Here is a 23,879-nt window from a genome sequence, read left to right on the forward strand (position 1 = left end):
GCGTCCCGCCGGCTTCCGCGCGTCCGGGGACCCCGGCGTCCTCCCCGGATTCCCCCGCCCCCGCCCCTCCCGGGGGCAGCGCCGTCACCGCCCTCCGCGAGGAGGCCGCGAGGACGAAGGTGACGCTGATCAGCAACGCCCACGCGGCGGCCTTGGAGATGGTGACGGGCTGCCAGCCGTCGAGTTGGTCAGGGTAACTCCACGCGCCGACGAAGGTCGCCGCGTTCTCCGCGACCCAGAGGAAGAAGCCGATGAGGACGAACGACACGCACAGCGGCATGTGGTGGCGGCTCGCGCCGACGCGGTAGCAGACCCGGGAGCCCGCCGTCGCCCACACAAGGGCGGCGGCCAGGGGCCAGCGGAGGTCGGGAAGCCAGTGGTGGGTGAAGAAGTTGACGTAGACCGCCGCGGCGAGCACCGCCATGACCCGCGGGCGGTATCCCGTGAGGTGCAGGTCCATCAGCCGCCATGCCCGGCACACGTAACTGCCCACGGCGGCATAAAGGAAGCCTCCGTAGAGCGGCACGCCCGCGACCTTCGTCAGCGCGGCCTCCGGGTAACTCCAGGAGCCGAGCCGCACCTTCACCAACTCGAAGAGCAGGCCGATGACATGGCACGCGGCTATCACCATCGTGTCCCGCGAGCCGTCCCAGCCGAGCTTCCGGGCGAGCGCGGCGAGCACCACGCCGTAGACGAGGACGAGGTCGTAGCGGGCGACGGGGAGTTCCGGCAGCAGCGCCGAGACGGCGATGCCCCCGATCAGCGCCACGGCGAACGCGCAGCAGCGCGCCTGCAGCCAGGCGAAGTGCAGCAGCTGTCCGATCGCGCGCGAGATCCCGTCCATGCAGGCAGGGACGCCTGTCGTACCCGTGCGGTTCGCCGCCCGGCCGGTGCGCACCGCGGGTGACGGAAGGACGCGGAGAGTCGCCGCGCCAGTGGAGACCGGGGAACGGGACCGGGGCGGCGGCTTCGGCACGCGGGTTCCGGGGCGCGGGTCCGGGGCGCGGGTTCCGGGGCGGCGGGCCGCAGGGGCGAGGGGCGGGAGAAGGGCCCCTCGCCCCGAAAAGCCGTCGAACCCCGCACGGAACGCTCCTACGCTGCCCGCATGTCGCACTCCAAGACCTCGTACGTCTGCCTGCCCTGCCGGGCCTCGTACAAGCAGCCGCACGCCGGCACCCACCGGAGGCTCTGCCCCGGGTGCGCCCGGCCCCTCGTCCACGTCGGATCCGCCTTCGCGGCTCCGCCCCGCAGGGACAGGCGGGCCTGGCGGACGCTCTCCGTGCTGCTGAACGCGGGTGTGCGTTTCCACAAGTCGTGCTGCGGAGGGCCTGGTTACCGGCCCCGCACGCTCAGGGAGGTGCGCGAACGGATGGCGTACGCGCGCGCCACGGGAGAACCCTTCGCGCGGTCGCTGGTCCGCTGCGGCTGCGAGCTGGTCTGACGCGACGCGTCCCGAACGGCCCGTCCGGTGCGCGGTTCGCGCCTGACGGCCTGCTGACCGGGGGGGCGGGACGGTCGTATGGTCGCCGTACCGGCCGGGCGGACGGGCCCGGGCCGGCGCGGATGTCCGCACCCCGCCCGCGCCCGGGCCTTGGCCCCGCGCGGACCGGGCACGCTCGACAGCGGACGACGAACAGCCAGGGCGGCCGGACGGACGGTCGCCCGGAAGGAGGACCCGGTGGGCGGCTACGAGGAGATCTTCTCAGCGAGCGTGTCGGACCGTGAGCGGTTCTGGCTGGAGGCGGCCGGCGCCCTGGACTGGCACAAGGCGCCCGCCCGAGTTCTGGACGACTCCCGGCCCCCCTTCTACCGCTGGTTCCCCGACGGGGAGCTGAACGTCTGCCACAACGCCCTCGACCGCCACGTCGAGGCCGGACGCGGGGACGAGGCGGCCCTGGTCCACGACTCCCCCGTCACCGGCACGAAGTCCGTCTACTCCTACCGGCGGCTCCGCGACGAGGTCGCCGCGTTCGCCGGAGTCCTGCGCGGCCTCGGCGTCGGCACCGGCGACCGCGTGGTGATCTACATGCCGATGGTGCCGGAGGCCGCGGTCGCGATGCTCGCCTGCGCGCGCCTGGGCGCGGTGCATTCGGTGGTCTTCGGCGGCTTCGCCGCGAGAGAGCTCGCCGTGCGGATCGACGACGCCGAGCCCGTGGTCGTCGTCTCGGCGTCGTGCGGGATCGAGGGCTCCCGCGTCATCGAGTACAAGCCGCTGCTGGACGCGGCCGTCGGCATGGCCTCGCACAAGCCCGAGAAGAACGTGATCCTGCAACGCCCGCAGGCGCGGGCCGAGTTGAGCGAGCGGGACGTCGACTGGGCGAGCGCGTGCTCTGCCGCCTCGCCCGCGGCGCCGGTGCCAGTCAAGTCGACGGATCCCCTCTACGTCCTCTACACCTCCGGCACCACGGGGAAGCCGAAGGGCGTCGTGCGCGACAGCGGCGGCTACGCCACCGCGCTCACGTGGAGCATGGCCAACGTCTACGACGTGGGGCCGGGGCAGACGCTCTTCACCGCGTCCGACGTCGGCTGGGTCGTCGGCCATTCCTACATCGTCTACGCGCCGTTGCTGGCCGGGGCGACGACCGTGCTGTACGAGGGCAAGCCCGTGGGCACCCCCGACGCCGGGCAGTTCTGGCGAGTGGCGAGCGAGTACGGGGTGCGCTCCATGTTCACCGCCCCCACCGCCTTCCGGGCGCTGAAGAAGGAGGACCCGGAGGGGGCCTTCACGCGCGGGTACGACTTGTCGGAGCTGAAGTACCTGTTCCTCGCCGGTGAGCGGCTCGACCCCGAAACGTACCGCTGGGCCTCGGAGTTGCTCGGCATCCCCGTCATCGACCACTGGTGGCAGACGGAGACGGGCTGGCCCATCGTGGCCAACCCGGCGGGGATCGAGCTGCTGCCGCTCAAGCCGGGGTCGCCCACGAGGCCGCTGCCCGGCTGGGACATCCAGGTCCTCGACGGCGACGGGAAGCCCGTGCCGCCGGGCACCAACGGCGCGATCGTGGCGAAGCTCCCGATGCCCCCGGGGGCGCTGCCCACGCTGTGGAACGACGACGAACGGTTCCTGTCCTCGTACATGTCGGCGTTCGAGGGCTACTACCTCACCGGGGACGGCGGGTACCTCGACGAGGACGGCTACCTGTACGTGATGGGCCGCACGGACGACGTCATCAACGTGGCCGGGCACAGGCTCTCGACGGGCGGGATGGAGGAGGTCCTCGCAAGCCATCCCGACGTCGCGGAGTGCGCGGTCATCGGAGTGGCGGACCAGCTCAAGGGACAGGTTCCCCGCGGGTTCGTCGTCCTCAAGTCCGGCGTGGACGGGGCGGCCGAGGGCTATGCGTCCCGACTCCAGGCGGAACTGGTCCAGTTGGTGCGCGACCAGGTGGGAGCGGTGGCCTCCCTCAAGGACGTCGCGGTGGTCACGGCGCTCCCCAAGACCCGGTCGGGGAAGATCCTGCGCAAGGCGATGCGGAACATCGCCGAGGGAACCGAGGAGCCGGTGCCCAGCACCATCGAGGACCCTGCAGTGCTGGACGCGCTGCGCCCGGTGCTGCGCAAGGAGTAGAGAACGCACGGCAGTTGGCCGGCGGCGGGCTGCGGGCCGCACCGCCGGCGCGTGCCGCCGTCACGTGGACGCCGCGACCGAGGTCCCCTGCGGGACGGGGGCGGCCGGCGCGGCGGCTTCGAAGGCCGCCCGGTGGCGCTGCCGCGCTCTGCGCATCTCGCGTGCCCACTGCCGCGTCACGGCGGCGTCCGAGTACCGCTTCGCGGTGCGGCGTGCCTGACCGCGCATCCTGGCGATCTCCTTCGCGGGCAGGCCGGCCAGCCGCACGACGGCCTCCGTCAGCTCCGCGACGTTCCCCTGCTCGACGAGGAAACCGTTCCGGCCGTGGGTGATGACGTCGGCAGGCCCGTAGGGCACGTCGTAGGCGACCGGAAGGCAGCCCGCGGCCATGGCCTCGATCAGCACCAGGGGCAACCCCTCCGTGCTGCCGGTGAGGAGGACGAAGGACGCCTCGGCCAACTGGTCGCGCGCATCGGGGCGGTGCCCCAGCAGCCTTACGCGGTCGCGCACTTCGAGCCTGTCCACCAGCTTCCGCAGCGCCCGCCGCTCCGCGCCGCTTCCGTACACGTCCAGCGTGATACCGCCGCCCGCGCGTGCCGAAGCGGCCGCCACGGCGCGGACAGCGTGACCGACACGTTTGCGGCGGGTGAGGGAGGCGATGACGACGCCGCGCCCGGGAGGGCGTTCGGGGCGCGGCCGCCTCGGCGGTACGACGTTCCTGCTGTTGGGAACCGTGCAGAGGTTGGGTGACGGACCGAGCATCGCCTCGACGTCGGCCTTCTGCCGCGGCGTGAGGAGAACGACCGCGTCGAACCTGCCGAGTTGCTCGAAGACGGGGCGCCGGGACTCCTTGATCCGGCCCGACTGCCGCCCCTCCCCGTCCAGATGGGAGTTGTGCACCACGTGGAGCGTCACGGCGCGCCGACGGCGGTAGGTGAGCATGAACCGCGCGACCGGTTTGCTGTCGACGACGAGGAACGAGGGTTCACCGTCGCGCACGAGGTCGAGCCACAGCCGGTAGAACGGCCAGATCGCGCCCCAGGCCCGGACCGGGCGCCCGGCGGTGTCGCACAGCACCACGGAGCGTCCGCCGAGCCGGCCCTCGGTATGTGTGTCGCGGCGGTCGCTCAGCAGCAGCGAGCCGTCCTCGCGGTAGTGGTCGGTCTGCAGCACGGTGCCGTCCGCCGCCCGCCGTGTCCGGTGCATCACCGTTCCCTCGCGCAGGCCGCTCTCGTGGACGGGTCCGCTCCCCAGCGGCGTGAAGGCGAACTCGCCGGGGACGGGCGTGCCGTCGGGCCGCGGCGGAGACGGATGCTCACGGAACCAGTCGTAGAGGTTGAACAGCCGCATGCCCGCGGTCAGTTCGCCGTCCTCGCGGAGCCGGTGCGCGAGGGACGGGTAGTCGGGGCGGGCGTCGAAGGTGAGGACGTCGACCGGCCGTCTCCCGAGGCGTACGAGGGCGCGGCTGCGGTGGAGCATCGCGCTGGTCATGCCGCCGAAGTCGTCGCGGATCCCCCAAGTCAGCGCGAACTGGCGCCCTTTCGGGAGACGTTTCCGTACACCGGGGAACAAATCGGCCATGCCCTCAGCCTAGCGGCCCGGGATGCTCCCCTGGCCCGGCCAGGCCCTCCGTTGCGATATCCGCACGGGCTCCCGCCGTCCGCACCGCCCGGATGCATCGTGGCCGCCTTCTCGTCGAGGACACGCGCCAAGTACCCCAAGACACAGGCAGGTTCACCAGGAGAGCCACGCCGGGCGCACCCGCGGCGGCCCTCCGCACCACTCCGTCACAAGTGACGCGGAGGACCGCGATCCGGGGCCGCCCGGCCCGTACGGGGCACGACACCGCGCGCGGACGGCGGACGGGCGTCAGAAGCCGGGCCTCGTCTCGTAGCGCGGCCCGAGGTCGGGGTCGTCGGGGTGCTGCAGTTCGGTGGCCAGCCCCTGGACAGCCGTCAGATCGTGCATCAGGACACGCGTCTCCTCCAGAGGCCGTGCCGCCGCACGTGCGACCTCCCCCAGCATCACGGCGGCTCCGCCGTTGGCCGCCTGGGCGTCGGCGAGGGCCTGATAGACCTGCTCGTGCTCCTCGGTGTAGCCGGGGTGGCCGCGCCCGCGGAACGTGGGCCACTGCTCACCGGCGCCGCGCCCGCTGCCCTCTCCCGCCGCCGCCCTGCCCACGCTGCCCTGCTTGCCCTCGTGGATGTGAGCGGTCCTCTCCTCGTGGCTGTGCGAGCGCCGGGGGACGCGCGTCCGCTGCTTCGACGCACCCGTCGTGGTGTGCTCCTCGCTGGGCGTCTCTCCGGCACGGCGCGCCCTGAGCGCGGCCGCGCGCCGCTGCACCTCGTTCCCCTCCTTCTTCTTCCGCACCATCGGAGTCACCTCCCGTCCTGAGCGTGCGCTCCGGCACGGCTCCCGCTCCCGGCGCCGGGCCCGCCCGGGGACGGCCGGCCGTCGTACGTGGCTGCGGGTACCCCCGGTCGGCTCCGGCAATACGGGCCCGCCGTGCAGCCCCTCAGACCTGCCCCGGGCCCCGGGTGGAGGGCTCCAGCTCCAGTACGGCCTGTACGGGAAAGTGGTCGCTGGGGTACCGGTCCCCCGGAGCGAAAGTGTTGATCTTCGTCGAGACCGTGCGGACCCCGTGCGAAGTGAGGATCCAGTCGATGCGGGGGCCCGGCGCCGGCCCTTCGTAGTCGTGCCAGGTGCGGTACTCGGCGCTGCGGCGCTCCGCCGGTGCGGCCGTCCAGGAGTCGGTCATCTCGCCCTCCCGCAGCAGGATGTCGTGGACACCGCCCTCCCCCGCGTCCGCCGGAACGTTGAAGTCGCCGGTCAGGACGCGCGGCAGCCCCGGCTCGAAGGGCGCGAGGGGTGCGGCCGGCCGGCGCATCTGGTCGACGAGCAGCCGGGCGCCGGCGACGCGGGCCTCGTGGCTGGCGTTGTCGAGGTGCGTGTTGAGCGCGTAGAACTCGCCTCCCCCGTCGAGATCGCGGAAGCGCACCCAGGTCACCATGCGCGGAGAGCCCGACCGCGGCCACTTCCCGCCGATCCTGTGGGGATCGTCGAAGATCCAGAAGTGCTCGTACTCGACGGGCACGAGGCGGCCGCTGTCGTAGAAGACGGCCATGAACTCGCCACGGCTGCCGCCCTCCCGGCCCATGCCTATCCACTCGTAGCTCTTCCCGGACCGCCGGAGGTCCGCGTGGACGTCCCGCAGCTGCCCGTGGACCCCCTCCTGGGTGCCGATGAGGTCGGGGGCCTCCCGCGTCAGGAGCTCCGCCACGGCCGGGCGGCGCAGGGGCCACGCGTGCGGGGAAGCGCTGTCGTAGTCGGCGTAGCGGAGGTTGAAGGTCATCACGTGAAGTTCCATGGCACATCCGTACCACCGCCCGGCAGGCGCCTGCCGGACGCGTTCCGGATGACTTCCCCCTGTTCACGCGCCGCGCCGCGGACGCGCGACGGGGAACGGGGTGCACCACTTCCGCAGCCGGGGTGAAGATCGCGTAACGCATTCCTCTTACACGTGAACGGTGTTCGCGCTAGCGTGCGACCCATGACAGCGCGGTCCCCCGCTCCCGTGGCACTGGCAGGACGGTACGTCGTGCTGGAGCCGCTCAGGCTCGACCACGTCCCGGATCTCTACATGGCGCAGCGCGGCCTCGAGACCGACTGGGGCTGGCTGCCGGTGCTCGCGCCACGCTCGGAAGCCGAGATGCGCCTCATCGTGGAGCAGCGCCTCGCCCAGCAGGCCGCCGGGGGCGCCTTCCTCTTCACGGTGCTGCAGGCCGGTACGCGGCGGCCGGTCGGCTGGATCGCCTATCTCGACATCTGCGTGCTCGACCAGCGCCTCGACATCGGCTGGTACTGGCTGGGCGCCTCGCTCTCCGGCACCTTCGCCGCCGTCGAGATCCACCTGCTGCTGATGCAGCACGCCTTCCACCTGGGCTTCACGCGGGTGCAGTGGCAGTTCGACGACCTGGACCGGACGAGCCACAGCACGATGGCGCAGATCAACGCCGTCCGTGAGGGGCTGCTGCGCCGGCACGTGCGACGTCCCGACGGCTCGTGGCGCGACACCGTCGTCTACTCGGTACTCGCCCCGAAGCGGTCCCTGCCACCGGGCGCTTTCGCGCCGCCGGCCCTGCCCGCACCGCCTCCGCCGAGGCAGGTCCAGGCGGCCGCTCCCGCTCCCGTCCGCTGGCCCGCGGCAGGGGCGACGGGCATGGGCCGCCCCCGCGCGGGGCTGGGTCCGGCCGGAGTCCGACGCCCGCAGTGACCCCTGCTGCCGGCCTCAGCGAGGGGGCGACCCCCGGTGGCGGGGCGCGGCCCGGGGTGTCACTCGAAGCGTGAGGTGTCGCCCGCTCCGCGCCGTACGATCTCGACGCCGCCACCCGAGAAGTCGATCACCGTGGTCGGCTCGGTGCCGCAGTCGCCGGAGTCGACCACCGCGTCCAGCACGTGGTCGAGCCGCTCCTTGATCTCCCAGCCCTGCGTCATGGGTTCTTCCTCGTCGGGCAGCAGCAGCGTGCTGGAGAGCACCGGCTCCCCGAGCTCCGCGAGCAGGGCCTGTGTCACGGCGTGGTCGGGGATCCGGACCCCCACCGTCTTCTTCTTCGGGTGCAGGAGCTGCCGCGGCACCTCCTTGGTCGCCGGGAGGATGAAGGTGAAACTCCCGGGCGTAGCGGCCTTGACGGCCCGGAACACATCGTTGTCGACGTGAACGAACTGGCCGAGCTGCGCGAAGTTCTGGCAGACGAGCGTGAAGTGGTGGCGGTCGTCGAGGTTGCGGATCGACCGGATCCGGTTGATGCCGTCGCGGCTTCCCAGCTGGCACCCCAGCGCGAAGCAGGAGTCCGTGGGGTAGGCGACGAGCGCGCCGGAGCGGATGCTGTCGGCCACCGTGCTGATCGTGCGGCGTTGCGGGTTCTCGGGGTGCACGTCGTAGTACTTGGCCATCCACCGAGCCTACGTGACCACGGCGGCTCATCCCCCACGCCCGGCCCAACTGGACGCCGTGGTCGCGCCGTTGGCCGGGTGAGGCAGCCGCCGTGCCCGCCGGCGGCCGGTGCGTGCCGTACATGCGCGCCGTCCGGGGAGGCCGGGCGTCCGGGGAGGTACGCGCGGCACTGCGCGGCGGCGGTCGTGCGGACGGTGGGACGCGAGCACGCCGACACGCTGCGCAGGCTGCTGCGGCGGCGGACCGGGCTCACCGAGAGGGCGCGGCAGGTGCGGCAGTGCGGGCGGGGGGGTGCGGCGGGACGGCGGCCGTCACACGCCTTCCGGCGACTCGCCCGCCGCCCGCCGGAGCAGCGGGGCGAGGCGGTGCCCGACCAGCTTCTGCATGACGAGGGCGGTGCTCGTACGCTCAACGCCCGGGCTGGCGAGGACCTGCCCGGCGATCCGGTACAGGTCGTCCGCGTCGACGGCCACCACGCGCACCAGCACGTCGGTCTCGCCGCTGAGGCCGTCGACCTCCACCACCTCGGGGATCTGCCTCAGCACGTCCGCGACCTCCTCCAGCCGCCGCTGCGTCACCCGTGTGGTGATGACCGCCGACATGGGGTAGCCCAGCGCCGCCGGGTCGATGCGGCGCTCGAACGAGTGCAGCACCCCCCTGCGGTCCAGCTTCGAAAGCCGTGCCTGGACGGTGTTGCGGGACAGGCCGAGCCGTTGGGCGAGCGCCATCACCGGAGCGCGCGGCTCGTCCGCGAGGGCGAGCAGCAGCCGCGCGTCGACGCCGTCGAGGGGCTCCTCGCCTGTCACTCTGCTCAACCTCGCCGTGTCGGGGGGTGGTTTGACTGGGCATATTGCTCAGTGGATGACGCGCAACTTGTGCGGTCATCATCGCCCTGCTGTCATTCAGATGCAATCTGCTGACTTCTCTGCTTCGGATGGACGCCATGACCACGGAAACCCAGGCGGCAGCGGACCGGTCCGGCTCAGTGGCGGCGGGGCCCGCCGACAGGGACCTCGACGTGCTGCGGGCCGTCGAGCAGCGAGTCCTGTGGCTGTCCACGGCGATCATCGACCACGCCAACCGTGTCCGCCCGAACCCGACGGGCCTGAAGGTCGGCGGCCACCAGGCGTCCAGCGCCTCCATGACGTCGATCATGACGTCGCTCTGGTTCCACGAACTGGGCCCCGAGGACCGTGTGTCCGTCAAGCCGCACGCCTCTCCCGTGCTGCACGCCGTGAACTACCTCCTGGACGAGCTGGACGAGTCCTACCTGACGACGCTGCGCAGCTTCGGCGGATTGCAGAGCTACCCGAGCCGTGAGAAGGACCCGGACCCCGTCGACTACTCCACCGGCTCGGTGGGCATCGGCGCGACGGCGCCCGTCTGGGGGGCCGTCGCCCGCCGGTACGTCAACGCCCGCTTCCAGGACGGCGGTTCGGGACGCCAGTACTCCCTGATCGGGGACGCCGAACTCGACGAGGGAGCCTGCTGGGAGGCGATCCTCGACCCGGGCGTGGCCGAACTCGGCGAGGTCGTCTGGATCGTGGACTTCAACCGGCAGTCCCTGGACAGGGTCGTGCCCAACATCTCGGCCACGCGGCTCCAGGGCATGTTCGCCGCCGCCGGCTGGCAGGTCATCACCGTCAAGTACGGCCGCCTGCTGGAGAAGCTGTTCGCCGAACCCGGCGGCGACGCCCTGCGCACACGCATCGACGAGATGACCAACCCCGAGTACCAGCGGCTGCTGCGCTGCTCGGCCACGCAGCTGCGCGAGCGGCTGCCGGGGTCGGGCCCCGGCAGCGACAAGATCGCCGCGCTGCTCGACGGGCTGGACGACGCCTCCGTCGACGCCGTCATCCGCAACCTCGGAGGCCACGACCTGGGCGCGCTGACGGACGCGTACGCGGCCATCGACGACACCCGTCCCACCGTCGTGTTCGCCTACACCGTCAAGGGCCACGGCCTCGCGACGGCCGGGCACCCCCAGAACCACTCGGCCCTCCTGACCGGCGATCAGATGGCGGAGCTCGCACGGGACGTCGGCGCGGATCCGGAACGGCCCTGGGAACGGTTCCCGCAGGGCAGCGCCGAGGCCGGCCTGTGTGAACGCACGGCCGCGCGCCTCCGGCGTGACCCGGCCCCGCTGCGGCCTCCGCCGCAGGTCCCCACGGATTTCAAGCGCACCCCCTCGGGCAGCGGCTCGACCCAGCAGGCCCTCGGCCGGGCCCTGCTGGACCTGACGCGGCAGGCCCCCGCGACGGCACGGCACGTGGTGACCGTCAGCCCGGACGTCGCCTCGACGACCAACCTCGGAGGCTGGCTCAACAAGGTCGGCACCTGGTCCCCCACCGAGCGCCGGGACTGGTTCGCCGACGACGCGGAGACGATCCTGCACTGGCGGGAGCAGCCCGGCGGGCAGCACATCGAACTGGGCATCGCGGAGACCAACCTGGTGGGCCTGCTCGGGGAGCTGGGCGCCACGTGGAGCAGGTGGGGCAGGCCGCTGATGCCGATCGGCGTGGTCTACGACCCGTTCGTGGGCCGCGCGCTGGAGCCGTGGTCCTTCGGGATGTACGCGGGCGGCCAGTCCATCCTCGTGGGCACCCCGTCCGGCGTCAGCCTCGCACCCGAGGGCGGCGCCCACCAGTCGGTCATCACCCCCTCGATCGGCCTGGAGCAGCCGGGCTGCACCGCCTACGAACCGGCCTTCGCCCTCGACCTGGAGTGGTGCCTCCTCGCGGGGCTCTCCCGTCTGGGGAAGCCCGACGGCGGGTCGACGTACCTGCGGCTGTCGACCCGTTCGGTGGACCAGTCGCTGGCCGGGGTGCCGGCCGACCCCGCCGCGAGGGAGCGCCGCCGCAGGCAGACCGTCGCGGGCGGATACATGCTGCGCCGCCACGCCGAGCCGTCGCTGACCATCGCCGCGGCCGGCGCGATGGTCCCCGAAGCGCTCGCCGCCGCGGACCGGCTCGCCGAACTCGGCGTGGGCGCGGACGTCGTGTGCGTCACCAGCGCGGACCTCCTCTTCCGGGCGGTGCGGGCACGGCAGGGGCTGCAGGAGGGCTCCGACTGGATCCTCGGGCAGATCTTCCCGCCGGAGCGCGCCAGGCCCATGGTCACCGTCCTCGACGGGCACCCCCACACGCTGGCGTTCCTGGCCGGGGTCAACCAGGTGCCCAGCCGCACCCTGGGAGTGACCGGATTCGGCCAGAGCGGCACCCTCACCGACGTCCACCGCCACCACGGCATCGACGCCGACGGGATCGTCGGGGCCTCCCTGGACCTGACGGACTGACCCCCGGGCGCCGCCTCGACGGCACGCGGACGCCGTACGGCAGGGCGCATGCGAGCCGGCAGCCCGTGAAGCACGGCGGGCCGGGCAGGCCCGGCGGTGTCAGCGTGCCGCGGTGATCTGGCTCAGGACGCACAGCCAGCGGCCGCCCCGCCGTACGAAGACATCGGTGGTCCACTCGTCGGCCTCGAAGCGGCGGCCCCGGTAGTGAGCCGTGTTCGTCACCCGTCCGGTGAGGACCGCGGTCTCGCCGTACACGTGGATCCTGGGGCGGCCGGTGAGTTCCATGGCGGAGTGCGTCAGATCGCCCGACGCGACGTGCGAGAGGAACTCGGCTCTGGGCGAGATGCCCGTCTCGGAGACCATCACCCACTCGTCGGCCATGAACTCGGCGATGCACTCCGGGTCGTTGGAGACGATCGCCGCCGCCCAGTCCGCCGCGACGGCGGCGATCCGCTCGACGGCGGCCTCGGCTCCGGGGTCTCGCCGCTCCGCGGCCGCGCCGTCCGCCTCAGTCATCCCCGGACCGTACACCGGCGGGCAGTGGGGCGTGCGGCCGGACGGCCGGCCCGGATGCACGACCCGCCAGGACGCCCCACCAGGACAACCGGTCAGGACAGGCAGCCGGACAGGGCACGACACGATTCTCACCGGGCACAGGTAACCCGCGCACAGATTTATAGCGCGTTTGCAATTACATGCGCACGCAAGTACGGTCCGGACCGTCCCCTTCTGCGACCCAGAACGCACCGCACCGACCCGCGTCCGCCGTTCACGCCCGGACGCCGTGAAGGAAGGCCCTCATGCAGATCGACCTCTCCGGCCGGACCGCCCTCGTCACCGGATCCACCGCCGGCATCGGGAAGGCCATAGCGGTCGCGATGGCCGCGGCCGGGGCCGACGTCGTGGTCAACGGACGCGACGAGGAGCGCACCGCGGAAGCCGCCCGCGCGGTCGCCGCGGAGGCGGGCTCGGAAGCGGTGCGCCCCGTGGCGGCGGACGTGTCCACGGCCGAGGGGACCCGGCGGCTGATCCAGGCGGTGCCGGACTGCGACGTCCTCGTGAACAACACAGGCATCTTCTCGGCCGCGCCGGTCTTCGAGATCCCCGACGCGGAGTGGCAGCGTTTCTTCGACGTCAACGTCCTCAGCGGCGTCCGGCTGGCGCGCCATCACACTCCCCGCATGGCCGGCCGCGGCTGGGGGCGCGTGCTCTTCATCAGCAGTGAGTCCGCCGTCATGACGCCGACGGAGATGGTCCACTACGGCATGACGAAGACGGCGCAGCTCGCCCTCTCGCGCGGCATGGCCCAGGAGGTGGCGGGCACCGGCGTCACGGTCAACTCCGTCCTCCCGGGGCCGACGCTGACTCCCGGCGTCGAGGAGTTCATCAACGACCGCGTCGGACCGGGCACTTCGTTCGCCGAGGCCGAGCGCGCCTTCATCGAACAGGAGCGCCCGACCTCGCTGCTGGGCCGGCTGATCCGTCCGCACGAGGTCGCCGCGCTGGTCCTCTACGCCGCCTCGGAGCAGGCGTCGGCCACCACGGGAGCGGCCCTGCGCGTCGACGGCGGCGTCGCTCCGACTCTCATCCCGTGACCGCCGGGCACCGCGCGCCCTCGCCGGGCCGGGCCCGCGTCCGCGCCCGCCACGCGTACAGGTAGGTTCGTGGCGTCGATCTTCGATTCGCTGCGGGGGCAGACGTGGACTGGGGGACTCTCGTCGCGACGGTGAGCGGAGGCACGCTGGCCGTCTCCGGCACGGTTCTGGCGGACTATCTGCGCAATCGCCGGGAGGACGGCAGGGGCGTCGGGGCCCGCAGGCGAGAGGTCTACATCGACTTCATCTCCGCCGCGGGTGTCTGCCACTCGGGCCTGCGGGAGCTCGCCCAGTCCGGCCGTGGCGGCACCGAACGGAGGGCCGCCGCCCGCGCGGCGCTGAGCGACGCGGGCCTGTACGAGGCCAGGGAGCGGCTGTTCATCGACGCGACGGCCGCCGTCGCCGCCGCCGGCCAGGAGATGTTCGAGCACCTCCGGGCCCTTCAGCGCGCGGTCGCGGAGGGAGCGTCCCTCACGTCCGCGGCCTTCCACGACGTGTACCACCCCTACATCGGCGCGGTGTGGGCGTACAGGGTCGCGGTGCGCGAGGAACTCGAAGGGCGCTCGCTGTCGCCGCGGGCGTTCGGCTGGGACGGGTGGGACGGCTCGGACCGGTGCTCCGTGTGCCGGGACGAGGGGGCACCCACCGCGTGACACCGCTCAGCCGGTCTCGTCGAGGACCGCGCGCAAGCGGCGTGCGAAGTCCTCCGGCCGGCCCGCGTGGCCGGACTCGGGACCGAGGAAGCCCCCGTGGTGGCTGGGGAAGACGGCCGCCCGCCGGCCGAGCAGACCGGCCGTGGCCTCGGAGGTGCGTCCGGTGAGCGTTCCCCGGGACTCCTCCCCCACCGCGATCACGATCCGGGTAGCTGACGACCCGAGCGCATGGACGTCCGGCCGGTAGCCGCTGACGGCCCAGGACCTGTCGGAGAGCAGCGGGTCGTCACGGGACCCGTCGTCGCCGTCTGGCATGCCCATCGATGCGGGATCCGGGGCGGGCCGGGCGAAGTAGTCGTCGGTGAACTCGCCCTGCCAGGACGCCATCGCGACGAAGGCGGCCATCCCCGCTCCCCAGCCCTTGCTCTCGTAGGCGTCCCGCACCTCTGCGCGGGCCCGCTCGGCCGCCCGGGCGTCGGGCAGCACCGTGAGCAGCGGGGGCTCGTGCGCCACCAGGACCGTCACGTCGCCGGGGTACTCCGCCACGAGGGCGAGGGCGGTGACGGCGCCGCCGCTGCTCGCGAACATCTCGACGGGGCCCGCGGCGAGTGCCGAGATGAGGGCGTGCACGTCGCCGGCCTGCGTCAGCGGCTCGTGGTCGGACCGGCCGTCCTTGCGGGTGCTCCGGCCGAGGCCGCGGGGGTCGTAGGTGACGACGGTGCGGTCGGGGAAGTGCGAGGCCAGCGCCGTGAAGCCGGAGGCGTCCATCGGCTGGCCGATCATCATCAGCGGCGGGCGCCCGCCGTCGGGCGGAAGCGGGCCGCGTACGTCGTGGACGAGGTCCGCCCCGGGAGTCTCGAGCTTCTCGGTGTCCATACGGATACCGACTCGCTCGGGGCGCAGAACTCACCGCGCTCGCGGCCCACGCGCAAGGGCGGAGACGAGGACTTCCGTGGCGGGCGGCGGCGCCGCGAATATCGGTGGCGGGCCCGGGTGTCCGGCGGTGAGGATGACGCCGTGGACGCCTTCCTGGAGACCGAACGGCTCGTGCTGCGTCCGTTCACGGCAGCGGACGCCGGCAACCTGCTCGCGCTGCACAGCGACCCGGACGTCATGCGCTACATCAACGGCGGCAGACCGGCCGACCGCGAGGGCATCCGGGAGCGCACCCTGCCGGGGCTGATGCGGGAGTACCCGTGCATCGGCGGACGGGGTTACTGGGCGGCGCAGGAGAAGGACACCCATGTCTTCCTCGGCTGGTTCGAGTTCAGGCCCCTGGACGCGCACGACGCCTCCGTGGTCGAACTCGGATACCGGCTCAACAGGAGCGCCTGGGGCCGCGGTTACGCCACGGAGGGCTCAAGGGCCCTGATCCGCAAGGGATTCGAGGAGCTCGGCGTGGTGCGGGTCACCGCGAACACCATGGCGGTCAACGCCGGTTCCCGGCGTGTCATGGAGAAGTCGGGCCTGTCGTTCCTGCGGAGCTTCACCGGCGACTGGCCGGAGGCCATCGAGGGCTCCGAGCACGGCGAGGTCGAGTACGTCCTCACCCGGGCCGAGTGGGAGCGGCGGCCGTAGCGTCCGAGCTGACGGGACGCGGTTCATCTCCAATTCGCCGTCGGGGCAGTTGTGTTGACGCCGGACGGAGCTGCCCGCGGCCACCTGCACCAGACTGCCGCCGGTGAGCGGCGGACCACAGGGAACAGCCACAGGGAGCAGGGAGTACCGGCCCGCGGCTCCTCCGCGTCCGTCACAATCGACTGGCCCGCCCCGACCGCACGAGGAGAGACCGCAGCATGAGCGACTTCCGGCGCGTACTCGTCACCGGGTCCCGGACGTGGGACGACGAGGAGCGGGTCGCCGGCGCCCTCCTCGAAGTCCGGGACGACGCTCTCCGCGACGGGGCAGGCGGCATCGTCGTCGTCCACGGCGCCCGCCCTGAGGGCCCGGACGCGCAGGCGTCCGGCTGGTGTGCCGCCAACGGCGTCCCCGTCGAGGCGCATCCGGCCGACCGGGAGACGTTCGGCCACGAGGCCGAACACGTACGCGACCAGCGCATGGTCAGCGCCGGAGCCGATCTGTGCCTGGTCTTCGCCGGTCCCTGCACCTCCGTCAGGTGCCGCCGCCCCAAGCCGCACACCTCCCACGACGCCAACGCGTGCGCCGCCCTCGCCTCCGAAGCCGGTATCCCGGTCAGACGGTGGACGGCATGACGGCGTGACCGGTGAGGCGGTGCCGCGCCGCCCTCCGGCCGGACTCCACCCCGGCACGCACGCAGGTCCCCGCCCCGGACGGGTAGCCGGCGCCGTGCCCGCTCCCGCCGTACCGCCGGGCGGCAGGCAGTGAGGCGGCGTGGCGGTCCGCGACGCGTCCCGGTGCCGTGTTGGACTGGTCCGAGTGCTGGTCATGGCGGTGCCGAGCGGCGTCGCAGCACTGGACGTCCTGGACGGTCCACGGCGGAACATCGAGGATTCGGAGGCGGCGGCCCGTGGCGGACTCGCGAGACGACGAACAGCTCGCCGGGCGGCTGGTGGCCGTGGCGGCGCTCGGGCTGGTGCTGATCGTTCCTCCGCTGCTCGCGCAGTTCGACCGTGAGGAACTCGCGTTCGGCGTCCCGCTCCTCTGGGCCTACCTGTACACCGTCTGGGCGGTCGTGATCGGGCTCGTCGCCGTCATCGGCGGCAGATCGAAGTAGCGCCGTGCTTCAGACCTGGGTCATCGTCGCTGTCTCGGTGGGGTACCTCGGTCTGCTCTTCGCCGTGGCCTTCCACGCCGACCGGCGGGCAGACGCCGGCCGGAGCGTGATCAACAACGCCACCGTCTACGCGCTCTCCCTCGCGGTGTACGAGACCGCGTGGGGCTTCTACGGCAACGTGGGCACGGCGGCCACGGCCGGTGTGGGCTTCCTGTCGGTCTATCTCGGGCCGATGGTCATGTTCGCGCTGGGCTGGCTGGTGCTGCGGAGGATCATCCGGGTCAGCCGCCGGCTGCGGATCACCTCGCTGGCCGACTTCGTCTCCGCCCGCTACGGGAAGAGCGCCGCGCTGGGCGGACTGGTGACGGTCATCGCCGTCGTGGGGATCGTCCCCTACATCTCGTTGCAACTCAAAGCGATCTCCAACACCTTCGAGATCCTCCGCAGGCACCCCGAGATCACCTCCACCTCCGAGCTGAGCTACGTCCCGCTGTTCCAGGACACCGGGTTCTACGTGGCTCTGCTGCTCGCGGCGTTCACGATCCTCTTCGGCACGCGGCACCTGGACACCACCGAGCGCCACGAGGGCATCGTCGCGGCCGTCGCGTTCGAGTCCGTGGTCAAGCTGCTGATGTTCCTCACGGCGGGGATCTTCGTGACCTTCTGGGTGTTCGGAGGGTTCGGCGACCTGTTCTCCCAGGCCGCGGACGCCGGACACAGCGGGCTGTTCACCGTGCGGGAGGAGACCGGGTACGGGGAGTGGGTCTGGCTCAACGTGCTGTCCATGCTGGCGATCGTCCTGTTGCCGCGGCAGTGGCAGATGATCGTCGTGGAGAACGTCGACGAGGGCCACCTCAAGCGGGCGATGTGGCTCTTCCCGCTGTACCTGCTCGCGATCACCTTCTTCGTGCTGCCGATCGCGGCCGGCGGGCTGCTGAAGTTCGGGAGTTCCGTGGACGCCGACACGTTCGTGCTGGCGCTGCCGATGGCCGAGGGCCCGCAGGTGCTCGCGCTGCTCGTCTTCATCGGCGGCATCAGCGCCGGCACCAGCATGATCATCGTCGAGACGATCGCGCTCAGCACCATGGTGTCGAACTCGCTCGTCATGCCGTTCCTGCTGCGGGTCAGGCCCCGGCTGACGCACCGTGCCGACGTCGCCGGACTGGTGCTCGGCATCCGCCGGGCGACGATCGTCCTGGTGCTGCTGCTCGGCTACTCCTACTTCCGGCTCGCCGGGGAGGGCCCGGCGCTGGGCTCCATCGGCACCGTGTCGTTCGCGGCGGTGGCACAGTTCGCGCCCGCGATCCTGGGCGGACTCTTCTGGAAGGGCGGCACGCGCCACGGAGCGCTCGCCGGCCTGTTGGCGGGGTTCGCGGTGTGGACGTACACCCTGCTGCTGCCGATCTTCGCCGACGCCGGACTGCTGCCCTCGTCCTTCGTACGCAACGGCCCGCTGGGCATCGAGGTACTCCGGCCGGAGCACCTGTTCGGCCTGACGGGAATGGACCACATCAGCCACGCCATGTTCTGGAGCGCGCTGCTGAACATCGGCGCGTACATCGGCGTCTCGCTCGCGGGCAGGCCTGATCCCGCCGAGCGGACGCAAGCCCTGCAGTTCGTCGAAGTCCTCGCGGAGCCCGTCAGGGAGCGGCGGCGCTGGCAGACGCGTGCCACCGTCGGCGAGCTGCAGGCGCTGCTGGAGCGCTTCCTCGGACGGGAGGGAGCCCGCCGTGCGATGAGCTCCTATCCGGGGAGGAAGCCCGAGTCGCCGGCGGCCGAGGCGGCGCCGGAGCTGGCCCACCACGCGGAAGCCCAGCTCGCCGGCTCGGTCGGCGCGGCGTCGGCGCGTCTCGCGGTCGACGCGGTCGCCGGCGAGGAGCACATCGGCACCGACGACGTCATGGAGATGATCGGTGAGGCATCCCAGCGGGTCGAACTGGTCCGGCGCCGGCTGAAGTTGCTCTATGACGCGACGGGCGGCATCGGCACGACCCTCGATGTGATCCACACGGCCGAGGAACTGGCGCAGGTCGCGGTGCCGCGCTTCGCCGACTTCGTCACCGTCGAGCTGGCCGAGTCCGTGCTGCGCGGTGACGAGCCGGAAGTGACCGGCATCAGGGTCGGCTCCGCCGACGGCGGCACCCGGATGCGGCGCCTCGCCTACAGCGGCATCCGCGAGGACGCGCCGCTCTTCCCGGTCGGCGAACTGATCACCTTCGTGCCGTCGTCCCCTCCTGCCCGCAGCATCGAGAGCGGGCAGGCGATCCTGGTGCCCCGGCTCAGCGAGTCGCGGGGGTGGCAGTCGATGGGCCACGACCGGGCCTCCCGCATCCTCGAATACGGGATCCACTCGCTCATCACGGCTCCGCTGCCCGCCCGCGGCATGCTGCTGGGCGTCGTCAACTTCTGGCGGGCCGAGAAGCCGGAGCCCTTCGAGCAGGACGACCTGTTCCTCGCAGCCGAACTGGCGGCCCGCGCCGCGGTCTCGCTCGACAACGCCCGCCGGTACACGCGCGAGCACGCCACGGCGGTCGCCCTGCAGCGGAGCCTGCTGCCTCGCGCGCTGCCGGAGCAGAACGCCGTCGAGGTCGCCTCCCGGTACCTTCCCGCGCAGGAAGGGGTCGGCGGCGACTGGTTCGACGTCATCCCGCTGCCCGGGGCGAGGGTGGCCCTCGTCATGGGCGACGTCGTCGGGCACGGACTGCACGCCGCCGCCACCATGGGCCGCCTCCGCACGGCGGTGCACAACTTCTCCGCTCTGGACCTGCCGCCCGACGAGATCCTCGGCCACCTCGACGAGCTGGTCACCCGTATCGACCAGGACGCCGTCGCCGCCGGGGACGAGACCACCGTCGCGGGCGTCACCTGCCTGTACGCGATCTACGACTCCGTCTCCCACGTGTGCGCCTTGGCCAGGGCCGGCCATCCGACGCCCGCGCTCACCCACCCCGACGGCACTGTGCAGTTCCCGGACGTGCCGGCCGGCCTTCCGCTCGGCATCGGCGGACAGCCCTTCGAGACGGCCGAGTTGCGGCTCCCCGAGGGCAGCAGGCTGGTCCTGTACACGGACGGGCTCGTCGAGCGCCGCGACCAGGACATCGACACCGGGCTGAGGCTGCTCCGCGAGACCCTGGCGCGCGTGGACCAGTCGCCGGAGGAGACGTGCGACGCCGTCCTCGACGCCCTGCTCCCGGAGTCGCAGAGCGACGACATCGCGCTCCTGGTGGCCCGTACGCGCGTGCTCGACGCCGGGCAGGTGGCCGAGTGGGACGTCGAGTCGGACCCCGCCGCGGTGCGCCGCGTACGCGCCGCCGTCGCCGAACTCCTCTCGGAGTGGGGACTGGAGGAGCTCGTGGACACCACGGAGCTGATCCTCAGCGAACTGACCACCAATGCCATGCGGCACGGCGCGGGACCCATCAACGTGCGGTTGCTGCGCGACCGCACGCTTTTCTGCGAGGTCTTCGACCACAGCAGCACCTCGCCGCACCTGCGCTACGCGGCCACCATGGACGAGGGCGGAAGGGGCCTGTTCCTCGTGGCCCAGCTCGCCGAACGCTGGGGTACGCGCTACACGGAGGACGGAAAGATCATCTGGGCCGAGCAGGCGGTGCCCCGGCCGCCCGACAGCTGACGACCCCTCGGATGCGGCCACCGGCCCGCGGCGTCAGTCGAGGCAGAACTCGTTGCCCTCGACGTCCTGCATCACCAGGCACGACTCGTCGACGCCGTCGGCGGGCAGCAGCCGTACGCGTACCGCGCCGAGCGCGACCAGCCGCTCGCACTCGGCCTCGAGCGCCGCCACGCGCTCCTCACCCACGAGTCCCGTGCCGACCCGTACGTCCAGATGCACCCGGTTCTTGACGGCCTTCCCTTCGGGAACGCGCTGGAAGAACAGCCGCGGACCCACACCTGAGGGATCGGTGCACGCGGCCCACGCGCCCCGGCGCTCCGGGGGCATCGCACTCTCGGCCTCGTCCCACGTGGCGAACCCCTCCGGTGGCGGCGGCACGACGTATCCCAGCACTTCGCACCAGAAACGGGCGACGCGCCGAGGTTCCGCGCAGTCGAAAGTGACTTGGAACTGCTTGATCGATGACATCGGCGCACGGTAGCAAGGAGGCACCTGCGCTTTCTCCGGTATTTGCAGATACGGCATTTTCAGACATGTCGCCGAGGCTCCGGACCTGTCCGACCGCCCCTGCCCAAGCGCGAATTCCAAGCGACCTCGCCCCGCGACTCCGACGTCGAACACCCACCCGAGGCGGTGACCCCTCCGTGCCAGGTTCCGTGCCCTTCCCGCTGGAGCCCAGTCCGATCCACGTCCCCGAGGAGGTCCTGGAGGACCTCCGCACCCGGCTGCGGCTGACCCGCTGGCCGGACGACGTCGGCAACGACGACTGGTCCTACGGCGTGGGACGCGCCTTCCTCCAGGAGCTGGCCGAGTACTGGCGCGACGAGTACGACTGGCGGAAGGCCGAGGCCGGCCTCAACGCCTACGAGCACTACCGCACCGAAGTCGACGGCGTCCCCGTGCACTTCATGCGCAAGCCCGGCGTGGGGCCGGACCCGGTGCCGCTGATTCTCAGCCACGGCTGGCCCTGGACGTTCTGGCACTGGTCCAAGGTGATCGGGCCTCTCGCCGACCCGGCCGCGTACGGCGGCGATCCGGCCGACGCGTTCGACGTGATCGTGCCCTCCCTGCCGGGCTTCGGCTTCTCGACGCCGCTGCCGGACCACCCGGACATGAACTTCTGGAAGGCCGCCGACCTCTGGCACACCCTCATGACCCGCACCCTCGGATACGGGAAGTACGCCGCCGGCGGCTGCGACATCGGCGGCCTGATCACCAGCCAGCTCGGCCACAAGTACCCCGGCGAGCTGCACGCGATCCACATCGGCTCCGGCCTGAACCTCGACTTCTTCACCGGGGACCGCGCCTGGGACCTCAGCCGCGGCAAGCCGCTTCCCGAGGGCCTGCCCGAGGACGTCCACCGGCAGTTCGTCGCCATGGAGCGCCGCAACGCCGTCCATCTGTGCGCCCACACCCTCGACCCCAGCACCCTCTCCTACGGCCTGACCGACTCCCCGGTGGGCATGCTGGCCTGGCTGCTGGAGCGCTGGTGGAGCTGGAGCGACTGCGGGGGCGACGTCGAGACGGTCTTCACCAAGGACGACCTGCTCACCCACGCGATGATCTACTGGGTGAACAACGCGATCGGCACGTCGGTCCGCTACTACGCCAACGCCAACCGCTGTCCCTGGACGCCCGTCCACGACCGCCGCCCCGTCATCGAGGCCCCCGTCGGGATCACCTTCGTCGGCTACGAGAACCCGCCCGGCGTCACCACCGAGCAGCGCGCCGGCTTCTGGTCCCGGATGCGCGAGGGCTGGTTCGACCCCGTCAACCTCACCGCCCATGACGACGGCGGCCACTTCATCCCCTGGGAGGTCCCCGACGCCTGGGTCGGGGACCTGCGCCGCACCTTCCGCGGCCGCCGCTGAGGAACGTGCGGCACCGGCGTGCTCGCGCGAGCGAGGACGGGGCCGCACCCCCGGAGCGCGGCGGGCGGCTACCCGGGGCGGCAGCTCCTGCCCGTTCGCAGGTTGGCGCCGGCCGCGCCGATGACGGCGTCCAGCCTGTCCCGGGCGCCCACCAGATCGCCGATCCGGCTGTCGATGCGGTCCCGTTCGGCCGACAGCCGCTCCAGCAGCTCCGGCGTGGCCCGGCCGTCCACGACGCACGGCAGCAGGTCCGAGATCGACTTGCTCGGCAGCCCCGCCGCGTACAGCTGCTGGATGAGCCGGACGCGCTCGACCGCGCTGTCCGGGTAGTGCCGCTGGCCGCTGGCGCTGCGTTCCGGTGCGAGCAGGTTCTGCTCCCCGTAGTACCGCAGCGCGCGAACGCTGACGCCCGTCCTGGCCGCGAGCTCGCCGATGCGCATGATCTCTCCCCGCTGTGGGCCGGCCACGCTTCTTGCCTCTGACGTCAACGTCAGGTTCTAGCGTATCCCGCAACGGCCCGCCCCTCCGTACGAGGCGAGGGACGAGCCCGTGACCAGCGAGTCTCCACATCTTTCGCAGCGGAACGCGGAAAGGAGGACCTCCATGAGACAGCAGGCCCCGGCGGCCGCGGACGTGGCCGCACCCCTCTCCCCCGCCCCCGTCGTCTCGGTGAAGCCGGTGGTGCTGGAGGCACCGGGACGGGGCGAGGACCTGCGCGTGAAGGTCTCCGCACCAGTGACGGGCACGGAACTGCCGGCCGTCGTCTTCTCGCACGGCTTCGGCTCCTCGCTGGACGGCTACGGGCCTCTGACCGACTTCTGGGCCGCGCACGGCTTCGTGGTGGTCCAGCCCACCCACCTCGACTCCAGGACGGTGGGCCTCGCGCAGGACGACGCCCGCACCGCCCGGCTCTGGCGGTTCCGCGTCGAGGACCTCAAGCGCGTCCTCGACCAGTTCGACCGGCTGGAGGCGGCCGTCCCCGGCCTGAGCGGCCGCACGGACCGGAGCCGCATCGCGGCGGCCGGCCACTCCTTCGGCGGTCAGACGGCGGGCAACCTGCTGGGGCTGCGCGTCGTCGACCCCGTGAGCGGGATGGCGGAGGACCTGTCCGACCCGAGGATCACGGCAGGCGTGCTGCTCGCCACCGCCGGGGAGGGCGGAGCCGCGCTCACACCCTTCGCGGCCGAGCACTTCCCCTTCATGAACCCCCTCTTCGACGGCATGAGGACCCCGGCCCTCGTCGTCGCCGGGGACCGGGACGACTCCCCGCTGTCGGTCCGTGGGCCGGAGTGGACGACCGACCCCTACGTCCTGAGCCCGGGCGGCAAGAGCCTGCTCACCCTGTTCGGGGCCGAGCACTCCCTCGGCGGGATCGCCGGCTACGACGCCCGGGAGACGACGGACGAGAACCCCGAGCGGGTCGCCCTGGTCCAGCGCGCTACGTGGGCCTATCTCCGTCACGCGCTCGGCGTCGAGGACGGCAGCTGGACGGCGGTGCAGAAGAGCCTCGTGGACAGCGCCGCGCCCCTGGGCCGGATCGAATCCGGATGAGCCGCGCACCGCGACGCCGTCGACACCCCGGGCGAGCGGTCGGCCCGTCTCCCGCACCGGAGC

General features: G+C 72.3%; 20 protein-coding genes and 2 pseudogenes. 12 read left to right on the forward strand and 10 right to left on the reverse strand.

What is annotated here, in order from left to right; translation table 11 throughout:
• Positions 1-94 precede the first annotated feature (94 nt).
• Positions 95-844: pseudogene (locus tag H181DRAFT_RS00790) on the reverse strand (DUF817 domain-containing protein); the annotation flags it as partial.
• A 261-nt stretch (positions 845-1,105) separates the two neighbouring features.
• On the opposite strand from H181DRAFT_RS00790, the gene H181DRAFT_RS00795 reads away from it, so the two are divergent.
• Together H181DRAFT_RS00795 and H181DRAFT_RS00800 are read left to right on the forward strand one after the other, a co-directional pair.
• Entirely contained in the window at positions 1,106-1,441 is a 336-nt protein-coding gene (locus H181DRAFT_RS00795; RefSeq protein ID WP_045862177.1) for a hypothetical protein, read from the forward strand.
• Positions 1,442-1,678: 237 nt separating this feature from the next.
• A complete protein-coding gene (locus H181DRAFT_RS00800) occupies positions 1,679-3,568 on the forward strand; it encodes a propionyl-CoA synthetase (RefSeq protein ID WP_045862178.1) in 1,890 nt (629 codons plus the stop codon).
• 60 nt (positions 3,569-3,628) lie between these two features.
• Here H181DRAFT_RS00800 and H181DRAFT_RS00805 read toward each other — a convergent pair whose 3' ends face one another.
• The 3 genes from H181DRAFT_RS00805 to H181DRAFT_RS00815 form a co-directional block, all read right to left on the reverse strand.
• Positions 3,629-5,149, reverse strand: a complete 1,521-nt coding sequence (locus H181DRAFT_RS00805; RefSeq protein ID WP_052708395.1) for a glycosyltransferase — start codon at positions 5,147-5,149, stop codon at positions 3,629-3,631.
• Positions 5,150-5,437: 288 nt separating this feature from the next.
• Positions 5,438-5,941: a hypothetical protein gene (locus H181DRAFT_RS00810; RefSeq protein ID WP_045862179.1), complete on the reverse strand. Its 504-nt coding sequence runs from the start codon at positions 5,939-5,941 to the stop codon at positions 5,438-5,440.
• 142 nt (positions 5,942-6,083) lie between these two features.
• Complete coding sequence (locus tag H181DRAFT_RS00815; protein ID WP_052708396.1) at positions 6,084-6,935, reverse strand: endonuclease/exonuclease/phosphatase family protein; 852 nt, start codon at positions 6,933-6,935, stop codon at positions 6,084-6,086.
• 183 nt (positions 6,936-7,118) lie between these two features.
• On the opposite strand from H181DRAFT_RS00815, the gene H181DRAFT_RS00820 reads away from it, so the two are divergent.
• Positions 7,119-7,841 (forward strand): GNAT family N-acetyltransferase, encoded by a 723-nt coding sequence (locus H181DRAFT_RS00820; protein WP_078895398.1) that lies wholly within the window; start codon positions 7,119-7,121, stop codon positions 7,839-7,841.
• 59 nt (positions 7,842-7,900) lie between these two features.
• On the opposite strand, the gene H181DRAFT_RS00825 is transcribed toward H181DRAFT_RS00820, so the two are convergent.
• Positions 7,901-8,521, reverse strand: a complete 621-nt coding sequence (locus H181DRAFT_RS00825; protein ID WP_045862180.1) for an L-threonylcarbamoyladenylate synthase — start codon at positions 8,519-8,521, stop codon at positions 7,901-7,903.
• A gap of 312 nt (positions 8,522-8,833) precedes the next feature.
• The gene (locus tag H181DRAFT_RS00830; protein WP_045862181.1) at positions 8,834-9,328 is read right to left on the reverse strand and encodes an Lrp/AsnC family transcriptional regulator; all 495 of its coding nucleotides are present in this window, start codon (positions 9,326-9,328) and stop codon (positions 8,834-8,836) included.
• A gap of 137 nt (positions 9,329-9,465) precedes the next feature.
• On the opposite strand from H181DRAFT_RS00830, the gene H181DRAFT_RS00835 reads away from it, so the two are divergent.
• A complete protein-coding gene (locus tag H181DRAFT_RS00835) occupies positions 9,466-11,817 on the forward strand; it encodes a transketolase-like TK C-terminal-containing protein (RefSeq protein WP_078895439.1) in 2,352 nt (783 codons plus the stop codon).
• 99 nt (positions 11,818-11,916) lie between these two features.
• On the opposite strand, the gene H181DRAFT_RS00840 is transcribed toward H181DRAFT_RS00835, so the two are convergent.
• Positions 11,917-12,333 (reverse strand): nuclear transport factor 2 family protein, encoded by a 417-nt coding sequence (locus H181DRAFT_RS00840; RefSeq protein ID WP_045862182.1) that lies wholly within the window; start codon positions 12,331-12,333, stop codon positions 11,917-11,919.
• Between the two features lie 284 nt (positions 12,334-12,617).
• On the opposite strand from H181DRAFT_RS00840, the gene H181DRAFT_RS00845 reads away from it, so the two are divergent.
• Complete coding sequence (locus tag H181DRAFT_RS00845; protein WP_045862183.1) at positions 12,618-13,412, forward strand: SDR family NAD(P)-dependent oxidoreductase; 795 nt, start codon at positions 12,618-12,620, stop codon at positions 13,410-13,412.
• 104 nt (positions 13,413-13,516) lie between these two features.
• A complete protein-coding gene (locus H181DRAFT_RS00850; RefSeq protein ID WP_045862184.1) occupies positions 13,517-14,065 on the forward strand; it encodes a hypothetical protein in 549 nt (182 codons plus the stop codon).
• Between the two features lie 6 nt (positions 14,066-14,071).
• On the opposite strand, the gene H181DRAFT_RS00855 is transcribed toward H181DRAFT_RS00850, so the two are convergent.
• Positions 14,072-14,941 carry an alpha/beta fold hydrolase gene (locus H181DRAFT_RS00855; RefSeq protein WP_045862185.1) on the reverse strand — a complete coding sequence of 290 codons (870 nt, stop codon included), beginning with the start codon at positions 14,939-14,941 and terminating at the stop codon, positions 14,072-14,074.
• 141 nt (positions 14,942-15,082) lie between these two features.
• Here H181DRAFT_RS00855 and H181DRAFT_RS00860 point away from each other — a divergent pair, with 141 nt between their 5' ends.
• The 4 genes and pseudogenes from H181DRAFT_RS00860 to H181DRAFT_RS00875 all read left to right on the forward strand — a co-directional run.
• A complete protein-coding gene (locus H181DRAFT_RS00860; protein ID WP_045862186.1) occupies positions 15,083-15,643 on the forward strand; it encodes a GNAT family N-acetyltransferase in 561 nt (186 codons plus the stop codon).
• Between the two features lie 218 nt (positions 15,644-15,861).
• Positions 15,862-16,278: an SLOG family protein gene (locus H181DRAFT_RS00865; protein ID WP_045862187.1), complete on the forward strand. Its 417-nt coding sequence runs from the start codon at positions 15,862-15,864 to the stop codon at positions 16,276-16,278.
• Positions 16,279-16,553: 275 nt separating this feature from the next.
• Positions 16,554-16,760 (forward strand): hypothetical protein, encoded by a 207-nt coding sequence (locus H181DRAFT_RS00870; RefSeq protein WP_045862188.1) that lies wholly within the window; start codon positions 16,554-16,556, stop codon positions 16,758-16,760.
• A 1,927-nt stretch (positions 16,761-18,687) separates the two neighbouring features.
• Positions 18,688-20,394: pseudogene (locus H181DRAFT_RS00875) on the forward strand (SpoIIE family protein phosphatase); the annotation flags it as partial.
• 33 nt (positions 20,395-20,427) lie between these two features.
• Here the strand turns inward: H181DRAFT_RS00875 and H181DRAFT_RS00880 are convergent.
• Positions 20,428-20,862 (reverse strand): VOC family protein, encoded by a 435-nt coding sequence (locus H181DRAFT_RS00880; protein ID WP_045862189.1) that lies wholly within the window; start codon positions 20,860-20,862, stop codon positions 20,428-20,430.
• A 176-nt stretch (positions 20,863-21,038) separates the two neighbouring features.
• Here H181DRAFT_RS00880 and H181DRAFT_RS00885 point away from each other — a divergent pair, with 176 nt between their 5' ends.
• On the forward strand, positions 21,039-22,265 hold the full coding sequence (locus H181DRAFT_RS00885; RefSeq protein WP_045862190.1) for an epoxide hydrolase family protein: 1,227 nt from the start codon (positions 21,039-21,041) through the stop codon (positions 22,263-22,265).
• A gap of 68 nt (positions 22,266-22,333) precedes the next feature.
• On the opposite strand, the gene H181DRAFT_RS00890 is transcribed toward H181DRAFT_RS00885, so the two are convergent.
• Entirely contained in the window at positions 22,334-22,705 is a 372-nt protein-coding gene (locus H181DRAFT_RS00890; RefSeq protein ID WP_045862191.1) for a MerR family transcriptional regulator, read from the reverse strand.
• A gap of 163 nt (positions 22,706-22,868) precedes the next feature.
• Between H181DRAFT_RS00890 and H181DRAFT_RS00895 the strand changes: the two genes are divergently transcribed.
• Positions 22,869-23,816 (forward strand): alpha/beta hydrolase family protein, encoded by a 948-nt coding sequence (locus H181DRAFT_RS00895; RefSeq protein ID WP_045862192.1) that lies wholly within the window; start codon positions 22,869-22,871, stop codon positions 23,814-23,816.
• Positions 23,817-23,879 lie beyond the last annotated feature (63 nt).

Origin of the sequence: Streptomyces sp. WMMB 714, from assembly GCF_900090125.1 — a bacterium.
GTDB classification, from domain to species: domain Bacteria; phylum Actinomycetota; class Actinomycetes; order Streptomycetales; family Streptomycetaceae; genus Streptomyces; species Streptomyces daqingensis.